Genomic DNA, 20,064 nt, shown 5'->3' with positions numbered 1-20,064 from the left:
CATGGCTCCCTTTTACATATATCGTTTTTATTCTTCTGTATTTTTATGTTTGTTCTCTTTTGAGGAAGGTTCATCAGAAGATGGTTCATCGGTAGGTTCCTCTGTTGGCGGTTCTTCTGTTGTAGGAGCTTCCGTTGTTGGTTCTTCTGTTGTAGGAGTTTCCGTTGTTGGTTCCTCTGTTGTAGGCTTCTCTGTTGGCGGTTCTTCTGTCTTGTCCTTTTTGAACTTAACAGTGATCGTATGATTGCCTTTTACCTTTGAGAACTTATACTGTGAAACCGGTCCGACGGAGCTTCCGTCTACATATACATCCGAGATCACATAACCCTTATCCGGTGTGATATAGAAGGTTGTACTCTTGCCGGATTTTACGGTTGTACTTGGTGAGATAGAACCACCGGCTCCATCTACACCGGATGTGATCTTGAAGCTGTCCTTCTTGTTGTCCTCTGTAGTCTTATTTGGATCTTCAGAATCAGAAGGGTCTTCGGGTTTTTCTTCCTCCGGATGAAGCGGACATTTCTCTTTCAGGATGTTCTGGTCGTATTCAAAGTCTGCATCAATGATCTCAATCTTGCCGTCATCATCTTCTGTATAATAGTAGGTTGTTGTTTCCTTACAGGTATTGGTTGCTACCTTATGGGAATCATTACAGATCACAACCTTCTTGTTTCCACCACATCGTTTGGTAGGAACGGTTCCTTCTGCAAAATAGTCTGTTATTGTTGAACAGCCTTCAACAGGAAGAAGTCCGGTATCCTTACATACGGTTGCCCGTATGATTCCACTTGGCATTTCAAAGGTCTTGGAGGTATCCAGACCCTTTGCTTCCACGATTGCATCCATGATCTTACGCCACATGTTCTTATGATAGCTTCCAGCAGCAAAATTAGTATTTACATCAAAACCGATCCAGATCGAAGCGGTGTAATATGGAGTATATCCACAGAACCATGCATCGTAGTTGCTGGAGGTTGTACCTGTTTTACCTGCTGTATAAAGACCACATGAAAGATTTGCAGCAGTACCGGTACCGATCGTAACTACATCATGCATGGCACTTGTTAATAACCATGCATTCTGAGGAGAGATGACCGGGGATTCTTCCGGTGTTCTGTTATCGATCAGAAGCTTGCCGTCATGATCATATACCTCGGTGTAGAAGATAGGTTTGATATAATTGCCTTCATTTGCAATTGTTGCATAAGCAGCGGTGATCTCAAGGTTTGTGATACCATCTGTCAGACCACCAAGGGCAAGGGACTGGTTGATATCCGATTCAATCCCTCCGCTTGAATTTGTACGTTCTTTTACTAGGGTTGTGAATCCAAGCTTTAACAGATATTCGTAAGCAAGCTCCGGAGTAACATCTGTGATCGTCTTAACAGCAAGAATATTCATGGAATTCTGAATAGCCTGTCGGATCGTGCTTGGACCACGGTAGCCACTGTACCAGTTCCTGACTTCGCCGCCATTTGTATAGGTGTATGGTTCATCTTTGTATACGGTTGCAAGGCTCATGCCGCAGCCGTCCAGTGCAGGAAGAAAAGAGGCAACAACCTTAAAGGTTGATCCGGGTTGTCTGGTTGCTTCCGTAGCACGGTTAAAGGAACGATCCTCTGTCTTTTCACCACGACCGCCGACGATGGCTTTTACCTGACCGGTCTCCTGATCCATCAGGGTGAAGGAAATCTGTGGTTCCACTGTGACCTTATAGCTTTCAAGCTGTTCCTTGTAACCGGTTGTCTCAATCAGGTGCGCTTTGTATTCGTCAGCAGCAGCACGGGCATCTTCTTCACTGGAGAAGATTAGGTCGAAAGAGGATTGTCCCATTTCTTCCTGGAACCAGGTTACCATCATATTCTGACTGTAGTTGTACTGTTCACCGTTGTCATCTACCAGTGTCAGTGCATAGGATAACTGATAGCTGTCAGCCGGATAGTTATCTTCATCATTTAAAACATCATCACAGATATTCTGGATCTGTGTATCCTGACAGGTACGGACATCCAGACCACCGGAGTAGATCAGGCTGTCTGCCTCTGACTTGGAATAGCCCATAGCCATGAAATCATCTTCAAGCTGGCTGATGACCTCATCAATGTAATAAGAGTTGACCTTGGTAGGGGATGATTTCTTGATCGATGATACCTTTTCAATCTCGCTATATACATCATCAGCGAGTGCAGTATCGTAATCGGACTGGGAGATCATGTTCTGATCCAGCATATTTTCAAGAACCATCAGTCGTCTTTTGGCATTTTCCTCCGGGAAAACGATAGGGTCAAATTTACTTGGGTTCTGAGGGATGGCTGCCAGTACCGCACATTCGGATATGGACAGATCCTTCAGTTCTTTATTGAAATAGTATTTTGCAGCGGTTTCTACGCCGTAACGTCCCTGACCGAGATAGATTGTATTCAGGTAATACTCGGCAATGCTCTTTTTCGGAAGCACCTTTTCGATCTCAACTGCCAGATACTGCTCCTGCACCTTACGTTCGATCTTGTCAAACATGGTTTTTTCATCCAGGCCGACATTGAAGATCTGGTTTTTGATCAGCTGCTGGGTCAGTGTACTGGCACCCTGATCAAAGTCACCGGACTGGAGACCGTGGGCGAAGGCACGCATGATACCCTGGACATCGATACCGTTATGCTCCCAGAAACGTTTATCTTCAATAGCAATGAAGGAATTTACAAGTGTTTCCGGTATATCATCGTAGTAAACATACTCACGGTTGGCATCAAAGCTCGCAAGAACCATAAGCTCTTTGCCGTCCTGATCATACAGGGTTGTCTGATATCCTTTCGGGATCAGATCCTTGGCATTCACCTCTGGTGTGTCGTCCAATATGCCTTTTAACATACCAAAACCGGAACCGATTCCAAGTACGATGATCGCAAGGAATATGACCAGTAGTGTTTTGAACAGCGAAACCGATAGTTTTCGTTTATTTCGGGGTAGTTTGGAAACAAGTGCTTTTTGTTTCTTTTCCACGCCCTTTTTGCTAAAATCCATGGAAAATCCTCCTTAAATTAAGTTCAATCATAAATACAACTCATTATAGCAGAGATTTACATAATAATAAAGTAAAACTTCTGATGTGAAATAAAATTAAGACATATAAAAATGCGGATAAATCCCAAATATTTTATAGTTTTTTTGTTACACTATAGGTGGATTTTGTAGTATGATGGTTACAGAAATAAACAGAGAGGAAACAGAACAGCGATGTTTGAGTCAATTGAAGAAGCAATTTCCGTATGGAAAGAGGAGTTTTCCTTTATTGAGGATGCGAAGGTCACAGGATATGACGGAGGGTATCCGGTTGTTGATTTTACGATCCATGAAGCTGCCTTCAGTCTGGTAAAGAGTGAGAGTAAATTCAAGCGTATCATACGATCTGCCGAGATGGAAGGCGGTATAGAAGTAGGAGTATCGACCTGTTTTTACAATACAGCATATGTCAGATGGAATCCGCCGGTCATGACGATCTGTGGTTATCCTGAGGTGATCAGCCGTATATTAAAAAAGATCATGTAAACTGCCCGGGTGAATAAAAAGAAATTCACCCGGGTATTTTATATGTATTGGGATAACAGATAGGAGGCGTATACATGAACCGGGCAATACGAACCGATCTTGCCATTGAGCTGCGGGAGGATATCAAGGACCGCGGGAAGATAGACGGGATCGAAATTGAAACAAGGATCAGCCAGGAAAAAATAAAGACGACTATTATACATGTAAATGACCAGACAGGAGCCGATACGTTGGGAAAACCGGTTGGCACTTATATCACCATTGAATGTCCGGAAATCCGGGAATTTGATGAGGATATCCATAAGCCGCTCTGTAAAGAGCTGGCACATGATCTGAAAAAAATGCTGGGAGAAGCCCGTTCCATCCTGGTTGTGGGACTGGGAAACCGGGAGGTAACACCGGATTCGCTGGGACCACTGGTGACCGATCATTTATTTATAACCAGACATTTGCAGATGGAGCATATACACCTGCAGGAAGAGCCGGAATATGAAATCTCTGCGATCTGTCCGGGTGTCATGGCCCAGACGGGGATTGAGACGGTGGAGATCATCCGTGGAATCTGTGACAATATTGATGTCGATGCAGTCGTTGTAGTCGATGCACTTGCCGCCCGGAGCAGCAGACGTTTAAATAAAACGATACAGCTTGCGGATACCGGTATCAGTCCGGGATCCGGTGTTGGGAATCATCGTACGGAGATCAATTCACAGACGATCGGAGCAAAGGTGATCGCTCTTGGTGTTCCAACCGTTATTTCAGTTCCGTCCATTATAGATGGTTCTCTGGATGTTATTGCAGATACATTTAACCAGTCTTATGGAAAAAAGCTAATGGAATCTTTTTCCGAACAGCAGCGATATGAGCTGGCATATCATCTGGCTGAACCGGAGCTTGCGGATATGTTTGTAACACCAAAAAATATCGATGAACTGGTAAAACGAATAAGCTTCACAATATCCGAAGCAATAAACAGCATGATTTTCACATAACCAACATATACTGGTAAATAACTAAAATAAGAGTATTTACTGGATGAAGAACAGACGGATCATAAGAAAAACAAAATACTGCCTTTTATGGGCCGGATTGTCGATACTGATCTGGTTCGCAAATTGTGACGCAACATATCGGATGGAATTGGTAAACCGGATGGTGAACTGGCTGTTTTTTGGAAATGGATACGAAACACAGACCGAAAATATGGAAACCGTGTCGGCATCCGGGAAATATCTGGAGGATATGCTGCAGGAATATTGTCTGGCAGGAGAACTGGTACAGGGAAGCGGACAGAAGGATCAGACTGTGTCGGCGGGACAGATGACGGATGAAAAAGGAACGGACAATCTGCCGGCGCAGACTGTGATCGCACTGGATCACCGGGCGAAAGCCATAGTTGCCGCCATGTCAGACAAATATGGATATATGCGGGAGAAACTGACGGATTATGATTATATGAGATCAAATTTTTATGTTATAGACAGTACAACAAGTGTATCCAGAGAAGAATTAAATGGACAGGATCTTGCTTCCATGGATCTGACGATCGATACAGAAGAAAAGAATTATAAGGTACTGATCTACCATACACACGGAACGGAGAGCTTTAAAGATTCCGAGCCGGGCAAGGTTGAGGATACCGTGATCGGCGTTGGTGATTACCTGACGCAGCTTCTCGAAGAGAATTACGGGGTGGCAGTCTATCACGATACGACAGCCTATGATATGACCGGTGGGGAGCTGGATCGAAGCGCAGCATATGATTATGCAAGAGAGGGAGTTCAGAAGATTCTTACGGAATACCCGTCTATTGATGTCGTGATCGATATTCACAGAGACGGTGTAGCCGAGGATACATATCTGATCACGGAGATCGGGGGAAAAAAGACTGCGCAGATTATGTTTTTAAACGGAGTGAGCCGATTAAATAAGAACGGAGACATATCATATCTGGCAAATCCATACAAAACAGAAAATCTTGCCTTCAGTCTGCAGATGTATCTGACGGCACAGGCAAATTATGAGTCCTTTGTAAGAAAGATATTTGTTAAGGGATATCGATATAATCTGGATCTGAAGCCCCGGTCGTTATTAGTAGAGGTCGGCAGCCAGACGAATACGGTAGAAGAAGCAAAAAATGCCATGGAGCCGCTGGCTGCAATTCTTTACAAAGTATTGAGCGGAAAGTGAGATTGTGTTATGATAATGAACACGAAATTATTTGCTTGCAGGAATGTATGTTTAAAATAAAAAGAGAAAAGAAATTCAGATACCGGAGGAAAACAGGATGGCTCATATAGATCAGTCAAAGATACGAAACTTTTGCATTATAGCGCATATCGATCATGGTAAATCGACACTTGCGGACAGGATTATAGAAAAGACAGGCTTATTGACTGAACGTGAGATGCAGAATCAGGTGCTTGACAATATGGATCTGGAGCGGGAACGTGGAATCACGATCAAGGCACAGTGCGTTCGTACGATCTATAAAGCACAGGATGGAGAAGAATATATCTTCAATCTGATCGATACCCCGGGGCATGTTGATTTTAACTATGAAGTATCAAGAAGTCTGGCTGCCTGCGAGGGTGCGATCCTGGTTGTGGATGCAGCACAGGGAATCGAGGCACAGACACTTGCAAATGTATATCTTGCGATCGATCACGATCTGGATGTTATGCCGGTTATCAATAAGATCGATCTTCCTTCGGCCGAACCGGAGCGTGTGGTAAATGAGATTGAAGATGTGATCGGAATCGAAGCGCAGGATGCTCCGAGAATTTCGGCAAAGAATGGTATCAATATCGATCAGGTCTTAGAGCAGATCGTTACGAAGATCCCGGCACCAGCAGGAGATCCGGAAAAACCGCTTCAGGCACTTATATTTGACAGTATTTACGATTCATATAAAGGTGTTATCATATTCTGCCGCTTATTCGACGGTGTGGTAAAACGTGGGACGTCTATCCGTATGATGGCAACTGGAGCTGTTGCAGAGGTAGTAGAAGTAGGAATCTTCGGGGCTGGCAGATTCGTTCCATGTGATGAATTATCGGCAGGAATGGTAGGCTATATCACTGCCAGCTTAAAGAATGTCAGAGATACTACAGTCGGTGATACCGTTACAGATAACGACAATCCATGCGCAGAGGCGCTTCCGGGATATAAGAAGGCACAGCCTATGGTCTACTGCGGACTTTATCCGGCAGATGGAGCCAAATACCCGGATCTTCGCGATGCATTGGAGAAGCTTCAGTTAAATGATGCGTCCTTAAGCTTTGAGCCGGAGACATCGATCGCACTTGGTTTCGGTTTCCGTTGCGGTTTCCTTGGACTTCTGCATCTGGAGATCATACAGGAGCGGTTGGAGCGCGAGTTCAATCTGGATCTGGTTACGACTGCGCCGGGCGTTGTTTACCGTGTGCATACAACGGATGGCAAGATGATCGAACTGACGAATCCGTCCAATCTGCCGGATCCGTCGAATATCGAATATATGGAAGAGCCGTTTGTATCCGCGGAGATCATGGTCACTACAGAATATGTAGGTGCGATCATGCAGCTCTGTCAGGAACGCCGTGGCGTATATCAGGGAATGGAATATATGGAAGAAACCAGAGCGCTGCTTCGGTATGACCTTCCGTTAAATGAGATCATCTATGATTTCTTTGATGCATTAAAATCAAGATCCAGAGGTTATGCGTCCTTTGACTATGAGATGAAGGGCTATGTGCGGAGCGAGCTTGTAAAACTTGATATCCTGATCAATAAAGAAGAGGTCGATGCGTTGTCCTTCATTCTTCATCAGGATACTGCTTACGAACGCGGAAGAAAGATGTGCGAGAAGTTAAAGCAGGAGATCCCAAGACATTTATTTGAGATTCCGATTCAGGCAGCGATCGGCAACAAGGTCATTGCCAGAGAGACGGTAAGAGCAGTCAGAAAGGATGTCCTTGCAAAATGTTACGGTGGAGATATCTCCCGTAAGAAGAAGCTTCTGGAGAAACAGAAGGAAGGTAAGAAACGTATGCGTCAGATCGGAAATGTAGAGATTCCGCAGCAGGCGTTTATGAGCGTATTAAAACTTGATGAGGAATAAATATAAAAAAATTGCAGGTTGAATCAGGACATTTAGAATGAAATAAATCAAAAATGATCCTGATATAAGCAGAAAGCAGCTTACAGAAAAAACGAGAAGGCAGGAAAAACACATGAGAAAAAAACTGAGCATTTATATACATATTCCGTTTTGTGTTAAGAAGTGTGTATATTGTGATTTCCTGTCTTTTGGTGCGGATGACCCGCAGATCAACCGGAGCGGTGCGGTCAGAAAGGCATATGTCCAGAGCATTTGCAGAGAGTTATTAAGCTATAAAAGCATATCAAAGGACTATATTGTAAAAACGATATTTATAGGCGGAGGAACTCCGTCTATACTTTTACCGGGCGAGATCATGAATATATTGGCGACCCTTAGAAGCATTTTTAAAGTGGACGAAGAAGCCGAGATTACGATTGAGGTGAATCCGGGTACCCTGACTGCGATCAAAGCAGCGGAATATCTGGCGGCCGGGATCAATCGTATGAGTATCGGACTGCAGTCCGCACACAATGATGAGCTTGCCATGCTTGGCAGGATACATACATATGAACAGTTTCTGACATCCTATCAGACAGCACGTGACGCAGGCTTCAGAAATATCAATGTCGACCTGATCTCTGCGATCCCGGGGCAGACGCTTCATTCCTACCTGGATACACTAGAGCGTGTATTGAAGTGCAGACCGGAGCATATCTCTTCATATAGCCTGATCGTGGAAGATGGAACACCGCTTGCGGAGGATCAGAAACTTCTTTCAAAACTTCCGGATGAGGAAACAGACCGTGAAATGTATGAAGCAACCGGAAAGGTACTCGAGATGTCAGGATATAAAAGGTATGAGATCTCAAATTATGCAAAGCCCGGATATGAATGCAGACATAATATCGTATACTGGACGATGAATGAATATATCGGGATCGGTATAGGTGCGGCTTCCTTTTTTAATGGAAGAAGATATTCGAATACGTCAGATATAAAACAGTATGTCGATACGATGGAGGAAGTATTTGAAAAACGCTCGATCGATGAAACGTACCGGATACCGGAGCTGCTTTCGATCAGACATATTGATGAAACTGTAGATGTTGATACATTGATGGAAGAATATGTGATCTTTGGGCTTAGAATGACCAGAGGGATCAGTGCGGCGGATTTCTATGAACGATTCGGCCATTCCTTATATGATGTTTATGGGGATATTATAAGAGGGTATGTGGCAAGCGGACATATGAAAGATGAAAAGGGGATGGTATGTTTTACCAGAAAGGGAATCGATGTAAGTAACAGGATTCTTGTAGATTTTTTACAGGATAAAGATAAATGAAATGATAGTCGGGGACAGGTTCGGATATGATAAAAGAGACGAATGAGCAGCAGACCGCTGTTATTATAGAAATAAATGAACTGAATTATACCTATCCTGGAACAGAACAGCCGTTGTGGGAGAAGAATCTGACATTTGTACTGCGTAAAGGCGAGATTGTCGGACTGGCGGGACAAAATGGAAGTGGAAAGAGCACGTTACTTCGTATGTTGGCGAGCTTTATTCCCCGGAAAAAGGGCAGCTGCTCAGGACAGATAAATGTAATAGATATATCCGGCAGAGATATGGCATGTGTGATCGACAGACCCTCTTTTTTTTCAGACCTTTCCGTGCGTGATAATATAAAAATGATGGAGCATATGAACGGAGATAAGCAGCTTACGGATGAAGCTTTGATCGATCTTTTGGGTATCCATGAATTTGACCGGATCAAAGCATCTAAGCTGTCACTTGGCAATAAACAGAAGCTTGCGCTTTGTCTTGCGATCCATAAAGAGACAAGGCTGGCATTGCTTGATGAACCGTTGAACGGGCTTGATCCGTTTACGAGAGCATCGTTTTTATCTTATCTGGAGAAACGAAGAAAACAAGGAATGGCGGTTATTCTTACCAGCCACATACCCGGAGATCTGGAACAGGTTTGTGACCGGATTATTTACCTGTAATATAAAAAACCACTCACGGGTATATTAAAAACAGGAGATAGATCCGGTTATTTCTTATTTAGAGGGAGCGTAGGCAACAGTATGAATGTTTACAGAGCAGAAGTATTTCGATATGGCAAAAGCTTTTATGGCAGAATGATCATGATTCTGGTGATTCCGTTTGCGATTCTTGTAGCAGCTTTTCTTCATTATGTAAGTGCAGGGGTAAGCAGCGACTTCCTGGCGGCAGCAGGCTTTTCAGAACAGACGATTACAGCGATCAAAGGTCAGATGGATGGAATCGCTTATATTGCATCGGCTTTTTCTGCTTCTGAGCTTCTGGTCCTTCTTATGATGTTTCCGGTTATCCTTCATATATCCGAAGACTACGAACAGAATACCATACGCTGCGAGCTGCAGAGAAGTAAAAGCAGAGCGGCCTGTTATATTGCCAGAGTGCTGGCGGCAGTTACTTATGCATGGGGGATCTTACTGGAATATATTCTGATTTCAGGGATTGCGGCTGCTTTGTTTTTTAGAAATGTCCCTGAAGCTTCAGAAGCTTCCCGGATTGGAAAAACAATGCTTGCGATAGTGCTGCAGTTTATAATGATCGGAGCCTGTGCGATGTTTGCATTTATGTTGGTTTCACTGATCAGACATTCGGTATTGTCTATGACTGCCGCGGTTCTTTTGGTGCTGTTATTTACACCCGGAGTTCGTGTCCTTGTGGATCTGTTTAATCTGCCGGCGTGGTCGGATAACATCTGGATCGTGCAGCTTCTCGGTATGACAAGTGACCTTACATTTAACGGAACAGATGCGGTAGCTGCGATTATCATCAGTCTTTTATATGCCGTGATTTCTACAGGACTCGGCATTCATTTTTTCAAAGCTCAAAAATTATAAATTTTCTTGATTTTTTTCAAAATAAATGTTGACAAACAAGGTAGTGGGTGTTAGATTAATTTTAGTGGTTAGCACTCGGAGTATTTGAGTGCTAACAAAATGAAAGGGATGAGCAGATGGAACTTGACGAGAGAAAAGTCAAAATTCTGAAAGCTATCGTTTCCAATTATTTAGAGACCGGAGAACCTGTAGGATCGCGGACGATTTCAAAGTATACAGATTTGAACTTAAGTTCGGCGACGATCAGGAATGAGATGTCTGATCTGGAGGACATGGGTTATATATGTCAGCCGCATACATCTGCAGGAAGAATTCCAACGGACAAAGGATATCGGTTCTATGTTGACAGCCTTATGAATGAGAAGATAGAGGCTGAGACAGAGAAGGGAAATCTTCTTGAACGAGTTGATAAAATGGAGAAGATGCTGAAGCAGGTTGCCCGGGTATTAGCGGCAAATACGAATTATGCCACACTGGTTACCACACCTCAGTATAATAATACCGTGAAGTTTATACAGCTTTCCAAGGTTGCTGAGTCAAAGCTTCTTGCGGTGATCATGGTGGATGGAAATATCGTAAAGAATAAGCTGATCGATACCACGTACGATCTGAAGAATGACGAGATTTTAAAATTCAATATTTTATTAAACACGTTCCTTCAGGGAGCTGCATTAGAAGATATTAATCTGGAACTGATACAGACGATGAAGATGCAGGCAGGTGAATATGCGGATATCTTAGAAAACATCTTTCAGGGAATCATGGAAGCTATTCATGAAGCGGATGACCTGAAGGTTTATACAAGCGGAGCGACCAACATGTTAAAGTATCCTGAATTGATGGATTCGGCAACAGCGGAAAAACTGCTTGGAACTTTTGAAGATATAGAAGACAAAGAGGAATTTGTAAAATATGTAGAAGAAGTTATCAATAAAGATAACTCTGATATAGAGATCCGAATCGGCGATGAGAATTCCAGTGAGGATCTGAAAGATTGCTCCCTTGTAACGGCAACTTATAAGATGCCGGAAGGCGCAAAAGGAACTATAGGTATCATCGGTCCGAAACGTATGGACTATAAGAAAGTCGTTACGATGTTAAAAAATCTGACCGATGAATTGGATGATATATTTAATAATAACGAATAGGGGGTCCGATAATGGCAGACACCAAGAAAGATACTAAGAAAGTAAAGACAGATGAAAAGGCAGCAGAAACAATTGTAGATGAAGTTACAGCAGAGTCAACAGATACTGCAGAAACAACAACTACAGATGTGAATGTTACAGAAACCGTGGATGTCCCTGAAGAACAGGCGGAAGCAGCAAAACCGAAGCCGGTTGCAAAAGAGAACAGACGCGGCAGTAAGGCTTTAAGAGAAGAAAATGATAAATTGAAAGAACGCTGTCAGGATGCAGAAGACAAATATAAACGTCTTCTTGCAGAGTGCGAGAATATCCGCCAGAGAAATGAAAAGGAGTCATCCAAAATGTATGATTTCGGAGCGAAGGATGTTCTTGGAAAATTACTTCCGGTAGTTGACAACTTTGAAAGAGCGATTGCAGCAATTCCGGAAGAGGATAAAGACAGACCGTTTGAAGCAGGAGTTGATAAAATCTACAAATCACTTATGACTTCACTGGAATCCATCGGCGTTACCCCGATGAACTGCGAGGGTGAACAGTTTGATCCGGCGTTCCACAATGCAGTAATGCATGTAGAGGATGAGAATTACGGAGAGAACGTGATCGTCGAAGAGATGCAGCGTGGTTACATGTATAAGGATCAGGTATTACGATTCAGCATGGTAAAGGTTGCAAACTAATAGTCAAATGACTATAGCATATAAATTTTATTAAATTAAGAAAACAGAATTTTATTTAGGAGGAATATAATCATGGGTAAGATAATTGGTATTGATTTAGGTACAACAAATTCATGTGTAGCAGTAATGGAAGGTGGTAAGCCTGTTGTTATTGCGAATACAGAAGGTATGAGAACTACACCATCTGTAGTAGGTTTCTTAAAGACAGGTGAGAGAGTAGTCGGTGAGCCTGCAAAACGTCAGGCAGTTACAAATGCAGATAAGACAATTTCATCCATCAAGCGTCATATGGGTACAGATTACAGAGTAGAGATCGATGGCAAGAAGTATTCACCGGAAGAGATTTCAGCTATGATTCTTCAGAAACTGAAATCCGATGCAGAAGGATATCTCGGTGAGAAGGTTACAGAGGCCGTTATCACAGTACCTGCTTACTTCTCAGATGCACAGAGACAGGCAACAAAGGATGCCGGTAAGATTGCAGGACTTGATGTAAAGCGTATCATCAACGAGCCTACAGCAGCAGCTCTTTCTTATGGTCTTGATAATGAGCAGGAGCAGAAGATCATGGTATATGACTTAGGTGGTGGTACATTCGATGTATCTATCATTGAGATTGGTGAAGGTGTTATTGAAGTATTAGCAACAGCTGGTGATAACAAGCTCGGTGGTGATGACTTTGATAATGCTGTTACACAGTATATGTTAGATGAATTCAAGAAGGCAGAGGGTATCGACCTTTCCGGCGATAAGATGGCTATGCAGAGATTAAAGGAAGCAGCAGAGAAGGCAAAGAAAGAGCTTTCATCCGCTATGACAACAAACATCAACCTTCCTTTCATTACAGCAAATCAGGATGGACCAAAGCATTTTGATATGAACCTGACAAGAGCAAAATTTGATGAGTTAACAGCAGATCTGGTTGACAGAACAAAGGTACCTGTTCAGACAGCACTGGAAGATGCAGGACTTACTGCAGCAGATCTTGATAAGGTATTATTAGTTGGTGGTTCTACACGTATCATCGCCGTACAGGAAGAAGTTAAGAGATTAACAGGTAAAGAGCCGTTCAAGGGTATCAACCCTGATGAGTGTGTTGCAATCGGTGCATCTATCCAGGGCGGTAAGCTTGCAGGTGATGCCGGTGCCGGTGAGATCCTTCTTCTTGATGTTACACCACTTACACTTTCTATCGAAACAATGGGTGGTATCGCAACACATCTGATCGAGAGAAACACGACAATTCCTACAAAGAAGAGCCAGATTTTCTCAACAGCACAGGATAATCAGGATGCCGTTGATATCAACGTAGTACAGGGTGAAAGACAGTTTGCAAAAGATAATAAGAGTCTTGGACGTTTCAGACTGGATGGTATCGCTCCTGCAAGAAGAGGCGTTCCTCAGATCGAAGTATCATTCGATATCGATGCGAATGGTATCGTAAATGTATCTGCTAAGGATCTCGGAACAGGAAGAGAACAGCACATTACAATTACTTCCGGTACATCACTTTCAGATGATGATATCGAGAGAGCAGTAAAAGAAGCTGCAGAATACGAAGCACAGGATAAGAAACGTAAGGAAGGCATTGAAGCAAGAAATGAAGCAGATGCACTTGCATTCCAGACAGAAAAAGCACTGAATGAAGTCGGAGATAAGCTTTCAGATGCAGATAAGTCTGCCGTACAGGCTGACTTAGACTCATTAAAGTCAACAATTGAAAGCACGGATGCAGAGAATATGACAGATCTTGATGTGGATAAGATCAAGGCTGCTAAGGATAAGCTTATGGAAAGTGCTCAGAATCTGTTCGCTAAGCTTTATGAGCAGAATGGTCCCGGAGCAAATGCAGGAACAGGTACAGGTACACCGGACTTTTCAGAGGGTGATGTAGTAGATGGAGATTTCACAGAGGTTTAAGCCTTGAAATAATATGAAATGTAGTCTATAGTAAATATCTGACAGTAAAACAGGAAAAAGGTTTCCTGTTTTACTGTGGATATGAATGTATATCGCAGATGAAAGGTTAAAAGTTATGGCAGAAACAAAAACTGATTACTATGAGGTCCTTGGTGTAACCAAGAATGCCTCAGAGGCAGAGATAAAAAAAGCATATCGTGTCGTAGCCAAGAAATATCATCCTGATATGAACCCGGGCGATGCGGAGGCTGAAAGAAAATTTAAAGAAGCAGCGGAAGCTTATGCAGTACTTAGTGACCCGGAGAAGCGAGCGAAATATGATCAGTATGGTCATGCGGCATTTGATCCAAATGCCGGCGGCAGTGGCTTTGGTGGCTTCGGCGGCTTTGATTTTGCTGATATGGGAGATATTTTCGGAGATATTTTCGGAGATATGTTCGGTGGTGGAAGCAGACAGAGAAATTCAAACGGACCTGTAAAGGGTGCTAACATCAAGACAACGATCAGAGTTGCTTTTGAGGAAGCAATATTTGGTACACAGAAAGAACTGGATCTTCCATTAAAGGATGAATGTGAAGTATGTAAGGGAACCGGTTCACAGCCGGGACATCAGCCGGAGGTTTGTGGCAAATGCGGCGGAAAAGGTCAGATCGTTACAACACAGCAGTCCTTGTTTGGCGTAGTAAGAAATGTATCGACTTGTCCGGACTGTGGCGGATCCGGTAAGATCATTAGATATAAATGTAGCAACTGTGCGGGAACCGGTTATGTAAAGAGCAGAAAGAAGATTCAGATCGCCGTTCCGCCTGGAGTAGATAACGGAACCAATATCCGTATCAAAGGAAAAGGTGAACCTGGATTTAATGGTGGTGAAAGAGGAGATCTTCATGTTACGATCCTTGTTGATCGTCATCCGAAGTTCCAGAGACAGGAATACAATCTTTACTCCTCCGAACCGATCTCATTCACACAGGCAGCGCTGGGTGGAAATATTAAGATCCATACGATCGAGGGAGAGATTGATTACACGATTCCACCAGGAACACAGACCGATACCAAGGTTAAGCTGAAGGGAAAAGGTGTGCCAAACCTGAAGAATCCTACTCAGCGTGGTGATCATTATGTAACACTGGTTGTACAGGTCCCTGAGAAGCTGACTGCAGAACAGAAGCGTATCTTGAATGAATACGAGCAGGCAACATTGGTTGAGACTAGACCTGCAACAGATTCGGTAGGAACATCATTCTCGTTTGGAGATCACAAAAAAAGAAAGAAGAAATAGGTAAATAGATTATGAAATGGACACAAATCACGATTGAAACAACGTGTGAGGCTGTCGATTTACTCAGCGCCTTCCTCGATGAGGAAGGCGTTTTGGGTATAGAAGTCGATGACAATGTGCCTCTGACAGATGAAGAAATGGCAGCTATGTTTGTAGATCTTCTGCCGGATGAGATGCCGACGGATGACGGAACAGCAAAGGTTTCCTGCTATCTGGATGATTCCTTTGACAAGGAAGAGATAAAGACCAAGATAAAAAATGAACTGGAACGGTTATCGGAATTTATTCCGGTTGGAGCCTGCAATATCATAGAATCCGAGACGGAAGATGTGGATTGGATGAACAACTGGAAGGCATATTTTAAGCCGTTTCGTCTGTATGACAATATCGTTATCAAACCGACATGGGAGAATGCACCTTCTGATGTGACAGATGATGATATTGTGATCGATATTGATCCGGGTGCGGCGTTCGGAACCGGCTCCCATGAGACGACCAGATTATGTATCGGACAGCTGAAGAAATATATGAAAGAAGGAGATCTGGTTCTTGACTGTGGAAGCGGAAGCGGGATCCTTTCCTTTGTATGCAGTAATCTTGGCGCAAAAGAGGTTCTCGGAATCGATATTGATGAGACTGCGGTTCATGTCAGCATCGAGAACAGGGATATCAATCATATTACAGAAGATCAGGTTCGGTTTCTCTGTGGTAATGTACTCGCGGATAAAGAGCTTGTTCAGTCGATCGAACCGAAGTATGATATCGTAGTTGCAAATATTCTGGCGGATGTAATCATCCCGCTTTCCGGTGTTGTGCAGCAGTTTATGAAGGATGATGCGAAGTTTATCTGTTCCGGAATTATCAATACAAAAGAAGACGAGGTCAGACAGGCACTTCTTGACAATCACTTCAGAATAGTGGATACTGTCTCTATGAAAGACTGGATCAGTTTTGTAGCTGAGAAGGATAATTAGTCATAAAGAGACAGGATTGGGAAGATGAATCGTTTTTTTGTAGATTTTGATGGAAGGGTATTTGATAAGAGCATTGATATTACCGGTGAGGATGTCAATCATATTAAGAATGTTCTTCGTTTAAAAGTAAATGATGAGATCATAATAAGTGATGGCAGGGGTAGAGATTACCGCTGCCAGATTTCAGTTATGGATCATGAAAAAGTAGTTGCAGATATTCTGGATGTATGTGATAATTTTGCAGAACTTGAAACAGAGATTACGTTGTTTCAGGGATTTCCGAAAGCGGATAAGATGGAGTGGATCATCCAGAAAACGGTAGAGCTTGGCGTTACAAGGATCGTACCGGTCATGACGAAACGGACGGTTGTCAAGCTGGATGCAAAGAAAGCAGGAAAGAAGACGGAACGTTATCAGGCGATCGCACTTGCGGCGGCGAAGCAGTCGGGCAGAGGTGTGATCCCGGAGGTAACTGCTCCTGTAACATGGAAAGAGGCTCTTGCTATGGCAAAGAAGCTTGATATGAATATGATCCCGTATGAAGAAGCAGAAGGAGTTGCATATTCGAAAGAGGTCTTTGCATCGATCAAGGGAAAGAAAAGTCTTGGTATATTTATAGGCCCGGAAGGTGGATTTGCCGGAGAAGAAGTCGAGGCAGCGACAGACATGGGCGCGAAGATGGTTACGCTTGGACACAGGATTCTGCGTACCGAGACAGCGGGAATGGCGGTTATGTCGATCATAATGTTTGAACTGGAAGAGGATAGATAGAGATGGAAGCATATTTTGATAATGCAGCAACAACAAAGGTATTTCCGGAAGTAAAAGATCTGGTGGTAAAATTAATGGAAGAAGATTATGGTAATCCTTCCTCCCTGCATCAGAAAGGCCTGGATGCAGGACACTATATCAAGGAGACGAAAGAGATCCTTGCAAAAGAATGGAAGGTAGACAGCAAAGAGATCGTACTGACTTCCGGCGGAACGGAATCCAATAATCTTGCGTTGATCGGAGCGGCACTTGCGAATAAAAGAAGTGGTAACCGGATTATAACTTCTAAGGTGGAACATGCATCGGTATCAAGCACGATGGCATTTTTGGAGAGCCTTGGATTTGAAATCATATATCTGAATGTAGATCACCACGGAATTGTGGATCTGGAACAATTAGAACAGGAAGTGAACGAGGATACGATTCTTGTGTCTGTTATGTATGTAAATAACGAGATCGGGACAGTAGAACCGATTCAGGAGATTGCAGAGATTATCAAAGAGAAGAATCCAAAGACGCTCTTTCATGTGGATGCGATTCAGGCATTTGGCAAATATCACATTTACCCGAAACGGATGGGTATCGATCTGATGTCCGTAAGCGGGCATAAGATACATGGACCAAAGGGAACCGGAGCATTGTTTATTAAGAACCGTACGAAGGTGAAGCCGATCATATACGGCGGCGGACAGCAGGACGGAATGCGATCCGGCACAGAGAATGTTCCGGGATTTGCAGGATTTGGACTGGCAACAAAGATGGTTTATGAAGATCTGGAAGCCAGAACTGTTCGTATGAGGGCGGTGAAAGACCGTCTGACCGAACGGCTAAAGACACTTCCGGATGTATATATCAATGAAGGGGAAGCACCACATATCCTAAGTGTATCATTTGTTGGTGTTCGAAGTGAAGTGATGCTGCATGCATTAGAAGAACGGGAAATCTATGTTTCTTCCGGATCGGCATGTTCGTCGAATAAACCGGCAGTCAGCCATGTATTAGCTTCGATCGGGTTACCGAAGGATCGGTTGGAATCCACGATCCGTTTCAGTTTTTCGGCAGAGAACACAGTGGAACAGGCAGACTATGCGGCAGATGTGATAGAAGAGATCCTGCCGGTATATAGAAAATATGTCAGAAAAAAGTAGCGTCAAACGAATGGAAGGTTTGATTATAATAGTATAAAACAGGCGAAGAACAAATAAATAGAATGAAAATCGGAGGTTGAGAGAAGCATATGCAGTATAAGGCATTTATGATCAAATATGCCGAGATCGGTACAAAAGGTAAAAACCGGTATATATTTGAAGATATCCTTGTAAAAAACATTAATCGTAAGATCAAAAATTATGGTGATTTTTATATCCGTAAGGAACAGGGGAGAATCTTTATCGAAGCAAAATCAGACTATGATTATGAAGATGTAGTGGGTGCATTGACCAAGGTATTCGGTATCGTGGGAATCTGTCCGATCGTGGTAGAGGAAGATACATCATTTGAAGCCATCAAAGAAAAGGTGATCGAATATGTGGATAAGGCATATCGTAAGAAGAACTTTACCTTTAAAGTAAATACAAGAAGAAATGATAAGAGCTTTCCTATGACTTCGATGGAGGTCAATGCAGAGCTCGGACATTATCTGTTAGAGGCATTCCCGGATACTTCCGTTGATGTTCATGAACCGGATGAGATCATTAATGTAGAGATCCGGAAGACGGTATATATTTATTCGATCACGATTCCGGGTCCGGGAGGACTTCCTGTCGGCACAAACGGAAAGGGAATGGCATTATTATCCGGTGGAATTGACAGCCCGGTTGCAACCTATATGATCGCAAAACGCGGTGTCCAGATGGAGGCTGTATATTTCCATGCACCGCCATTTACCAGTGAGCGTGCCAAAGAAAAAGTAATTGATCTGGCATGTCTGGTTGCGGATTATGCAGGTGCGATCAAGTTGCATGTTGTAAATTTCGCGGATGTTCAGATGGCGATCTATGATAATTGCCCGCACGAGGAGCTTACGATCATTATGAAACGCTATATGATCAAGATCGCAGAAGAACTGGCAAAGAGAAATGACTGTCAGTGTACGGTGACAGGTGAGAGTATCGGGCAGGTATCCAGCCAGACGGTATTCAGTCTTGCTGTTATCAATGATGTCAGTACATTGCCGGTGTTCCGTCCGTGTATCGGACTGGATAAGCAGGAGATCGTTGACATATCAGAGAAAATCGGAACCTATGAGACTTCGATCCTTCCTTATGAGGACTGCTGTACAACATTTGTAGCAAAGCACCCGGTAACAAAACCGATATTATCTGCGATCGAGAAATCGGAAGCAAAGCTTGCCGGTATTATCGAACCGTTATATGAAAAAGCGTTAGAGTCTGTAGAAACTGTAATGTGCAGATCACAGAGATAAGATGAAAAAGCTTGCCACTACAAAGGCGGCAAGCTTTTTTATGCAGAATGACTGTCGGAACGGGCATTCTGTATGTATGCAAATAGGCGGTTATGATTATTCAACAACGTAAGGCTTGATTGCTGCAAGAATATCAGCAAGATCCTTGTCATCAGCGTGAATGTTTAATTCAATTGGCTTTGAAATATCAAGGCTGAATATACCCATAATTGATTTTGCATCAATAACATAACGTCCTGAGATGAGGTCGAATTCTGCGTCGAATTTTGCAATTTCATTGCAGAATGCTTTTACCTTATCGATTGAATTTAAAGAAACCATTAATGCTTTCATGATTGC

Annotated in this window: 17 protein-coding genes; 15 read left to right on the top strand and 2 right to left on the bottom strand. The window is 43.1% G+C overall.

Annotated elements, in window-relative coordinates; translation table 11 throughout:
- Positions 1–27: 27 nt before the first annotated feature.
- The gene (locus DXB77_RS11190; RefSeq protein ID WP_118663233.1) at positions 28–3,021 is read right to left on the bottom strand and encodes a PBP1A family penicillin-binding protein; all 2,994 of its coding nucleotides are present in this window, start codon (positions 3,019–3,021) and stop codon (positions 28–30) included.
- 213 nt (positions 3,022–3,234) lie between these two features.
- On the opposite strand from DXB77_RS11190, the gene DXB77_RS11185 reads away from it, so the two are divergent.
- The 15 genes from DXB77_RS11185 to thiI all read left to right on the top strand — a co-directional run bounded on the left by DXB77_RS11185 (position 3,235) and on the right by thiI (position 19,725).
- Positions 3,235–3,546 (top strand): hypothetical protein, encoded by a 312-nt coding sequence (locus DXB77_RS11185; RefSeq protein ID WP_021943476.1) that lies wholly within the window; start codon positions 3,235–3,237, stop codon positions 3,544–3,546.
- 74 nt (positions 3,547–3,620) lie between these two features.
- A complete protein-coding gene (gene gpr, locus DXB77_RS11180) occupies positions 3,621–4,538 on the top strand; it encodes a GPR endopeptidase (protein ID WP_117785464.1) in 918 nt (305 codons plus the stop codon).
- A 43-nt stretch (positions 4,539–4,581) separates the two neighbouring features.
- Positions 4,582–5,736, top strand: coding sequence for a stage II sporulation protein P (gene spoIIP, locus DXB77_RS11175; RefSeq protein ID WP_118663232.1), 1,155 nt, complete (start codon positions 4,582–4,584; stop codon positions 5,734–5,736).
- A gap of 97 nt (positions 5,737–5,833) precedes the next feature.
- A complete protein-coding gene (gene lepA / locus DXB77_RS11170; protein ID WP_008403015.1) occupies positions 5,834–7,648 on the top strand; it encodes a translation elongation factor 4 in 1,815 nt (604 codons plus the stop codon).
- A 112-nt stretch (positions 7,649–7,760) separates the two neighbouring features.
- On the top strand, positions 7,761–8,975 hold the full coding sequence (hemW, locus tag DXB77_RS11165) for a radical SAM family heme chaperone HemW (RefSeq protein ID WP_118663231.1): 1,215 nt from the start codon (positions 7,761–7,763) through the stop codon (positions 8,973–8,975).
- A 26-nt stretch (positions 8,976–9,001) separates the two neighbouring features.
- The gene (locus tag DXB77_RS11160; RefSeq protein WP_118663230.1) at positions 9,002–9,640 is read left to right on the top strand and encodes an ABC transporter ATP-binding protein; all 639 of its coding nucleotides are present in this window, start codon (positions 9,002–9,004) and stop codon (positions 9,638–9,640) included.
- 81 nt (positions 9,641–9,721) lie between these two features.
- A complete protein-coding gene (locus DXB77_RS11155; protein WP_118663229.1) occupies positions 9,722–10,528 on the top strand; it encodes a hypothetical protein in 807 nt (268 codons plus the stop codon).
- A 116-nt stretch (positions 10,529–10,644) separates the two neighbouring features.
- Positions 10,645–11,676 carry a heat-inducible transcriptional repressor HrcA gene (gene hrcA, locus DXB77_RS11150; protein WP_044946238.1) on the top strand — a complete coding sequence of 344 codons (1,032 nt, stop codon included), beginning with the start codon at positions 10,645–10,647 and terminating at the stop codon, positions 11,674–11,676.
- Positions 11,677–11,687: 11 nt separating this feature from the next.
- Positions 11,688–12,353 carry a nucleotide exchange factor GrpE gene (gene grpE / locus DXB77_RS11145; RefSeq protein ID WP_008403020.1) on the top strand — a complete coding sequence of 222 codons (666 nt, stop codon included), beginning with the start codon at positions 11,688–11,690 and terminating at the stop codon, positions 12,351–12,353.
- Positions 12,354–12,425: 72 nt separating this feature from the next.
- Positions 12,426–14,273 carry a molecular chaperone DnaK gene (gene dnaK / locus DXB77_RS11140; protein WP_008403021.1) on the top strand — a complete coding sequence of 616 codons (1,848 nt, stop codon included), beginning with the start codon at positions 12,426–12,428 and terminating at the stop codon, positions 14,271–14,273.
- A gap of 115 nt (positions 14,274–14,388) precedes the next feature.
- Entirely contained in the window at positions 14,389–15,555 is a 1,167-nt protein-coding gene (dnaJ, locus tag DXB77_RS11135; RefSeq protein WP_044946265.1) for a molecular chaperone DnaJ, read from the top strand.
- Positions 15,556–15,566: 11 nt separating this feature from the next.
- Complete coding sequence (gene prmA, locus DXB77_RS11130; protein ID WP_118663228.1) at positions 15,567–16,529, top strand: 50S ribosomal protein L11 methyltransferase; 963 nt, start codon at positions 15,567–15,569, stop codon at positions 16,527–16,529.
- 24 nt (positions 16,530–16,553) lie between these two features.
- Positions 16,554–17,300 (top strand): 16S rRNA (uracil(1498)-N(3))-methyltransferase, encoded by a 747-nt coding sequence (locus DXB77_RS11125; RefSeq protein ID WP_118663227.1) that lies wholly within the window; start codon positions 16,554–16,556, stop codon positions 17,298–17,300.
- Between the two features lie 2 nt (positions 17,301–17,302).
- Positions 17,303–18,448: a cysteine desulfurase family protein gene (locus tag DXB77_RS11120; RefSeq protein ID WP_118663226.1), complete on the top strand. Its 1,146-nt coding sequence runs from the start codon at positions 17,303–17,305 to the stop codon at positions 18,446–18,448.
- Between the two features lie 89 nt (positions 18,449–18,537).
- Positions 18,538–19,725: a tRNA uracil 4-sulfurtransferase ThiI gene (gene thiI, locus DXB77_RS11115; protein WP_118663225.1), complete on the top strand. Its 1,188-nt coding sequence runs from the start codon at positions 18,538–18,540 to the stop codon at positions 19,723–19,725.
- Positions 19,726–19,821: 96 nt separating this feature from the next.
- Here the strand turns inward: thiI and DXB77_RS11110 are convergent, their stop codons facing one another.
- Complete coding sequence (locus tag DXB77_RS11110) at positions 19,822–20,058, bottom strand: HPr family phosphocarrier protein (protein WP_021943462.1); 237 nt, start codon at positions 20,056–20,058, stop codon at positions 19,822–19,824.
- Between the last annotated feature and the right edge of the window lie 6 nt (positions 20,059–20,064).

Source organism: Clostridium sp. OM05-9, from assembly GCF_003481465.1.
Lineage (GTDB): Bacteria > Bacillota > Clostridia > Lachnospirales > Lachnospiraceae > Coprococcus > Coprococcus ammoniilyticus.
This window is presented reverse-complemented; position numbering and strand designations above follow the sequence as displayed.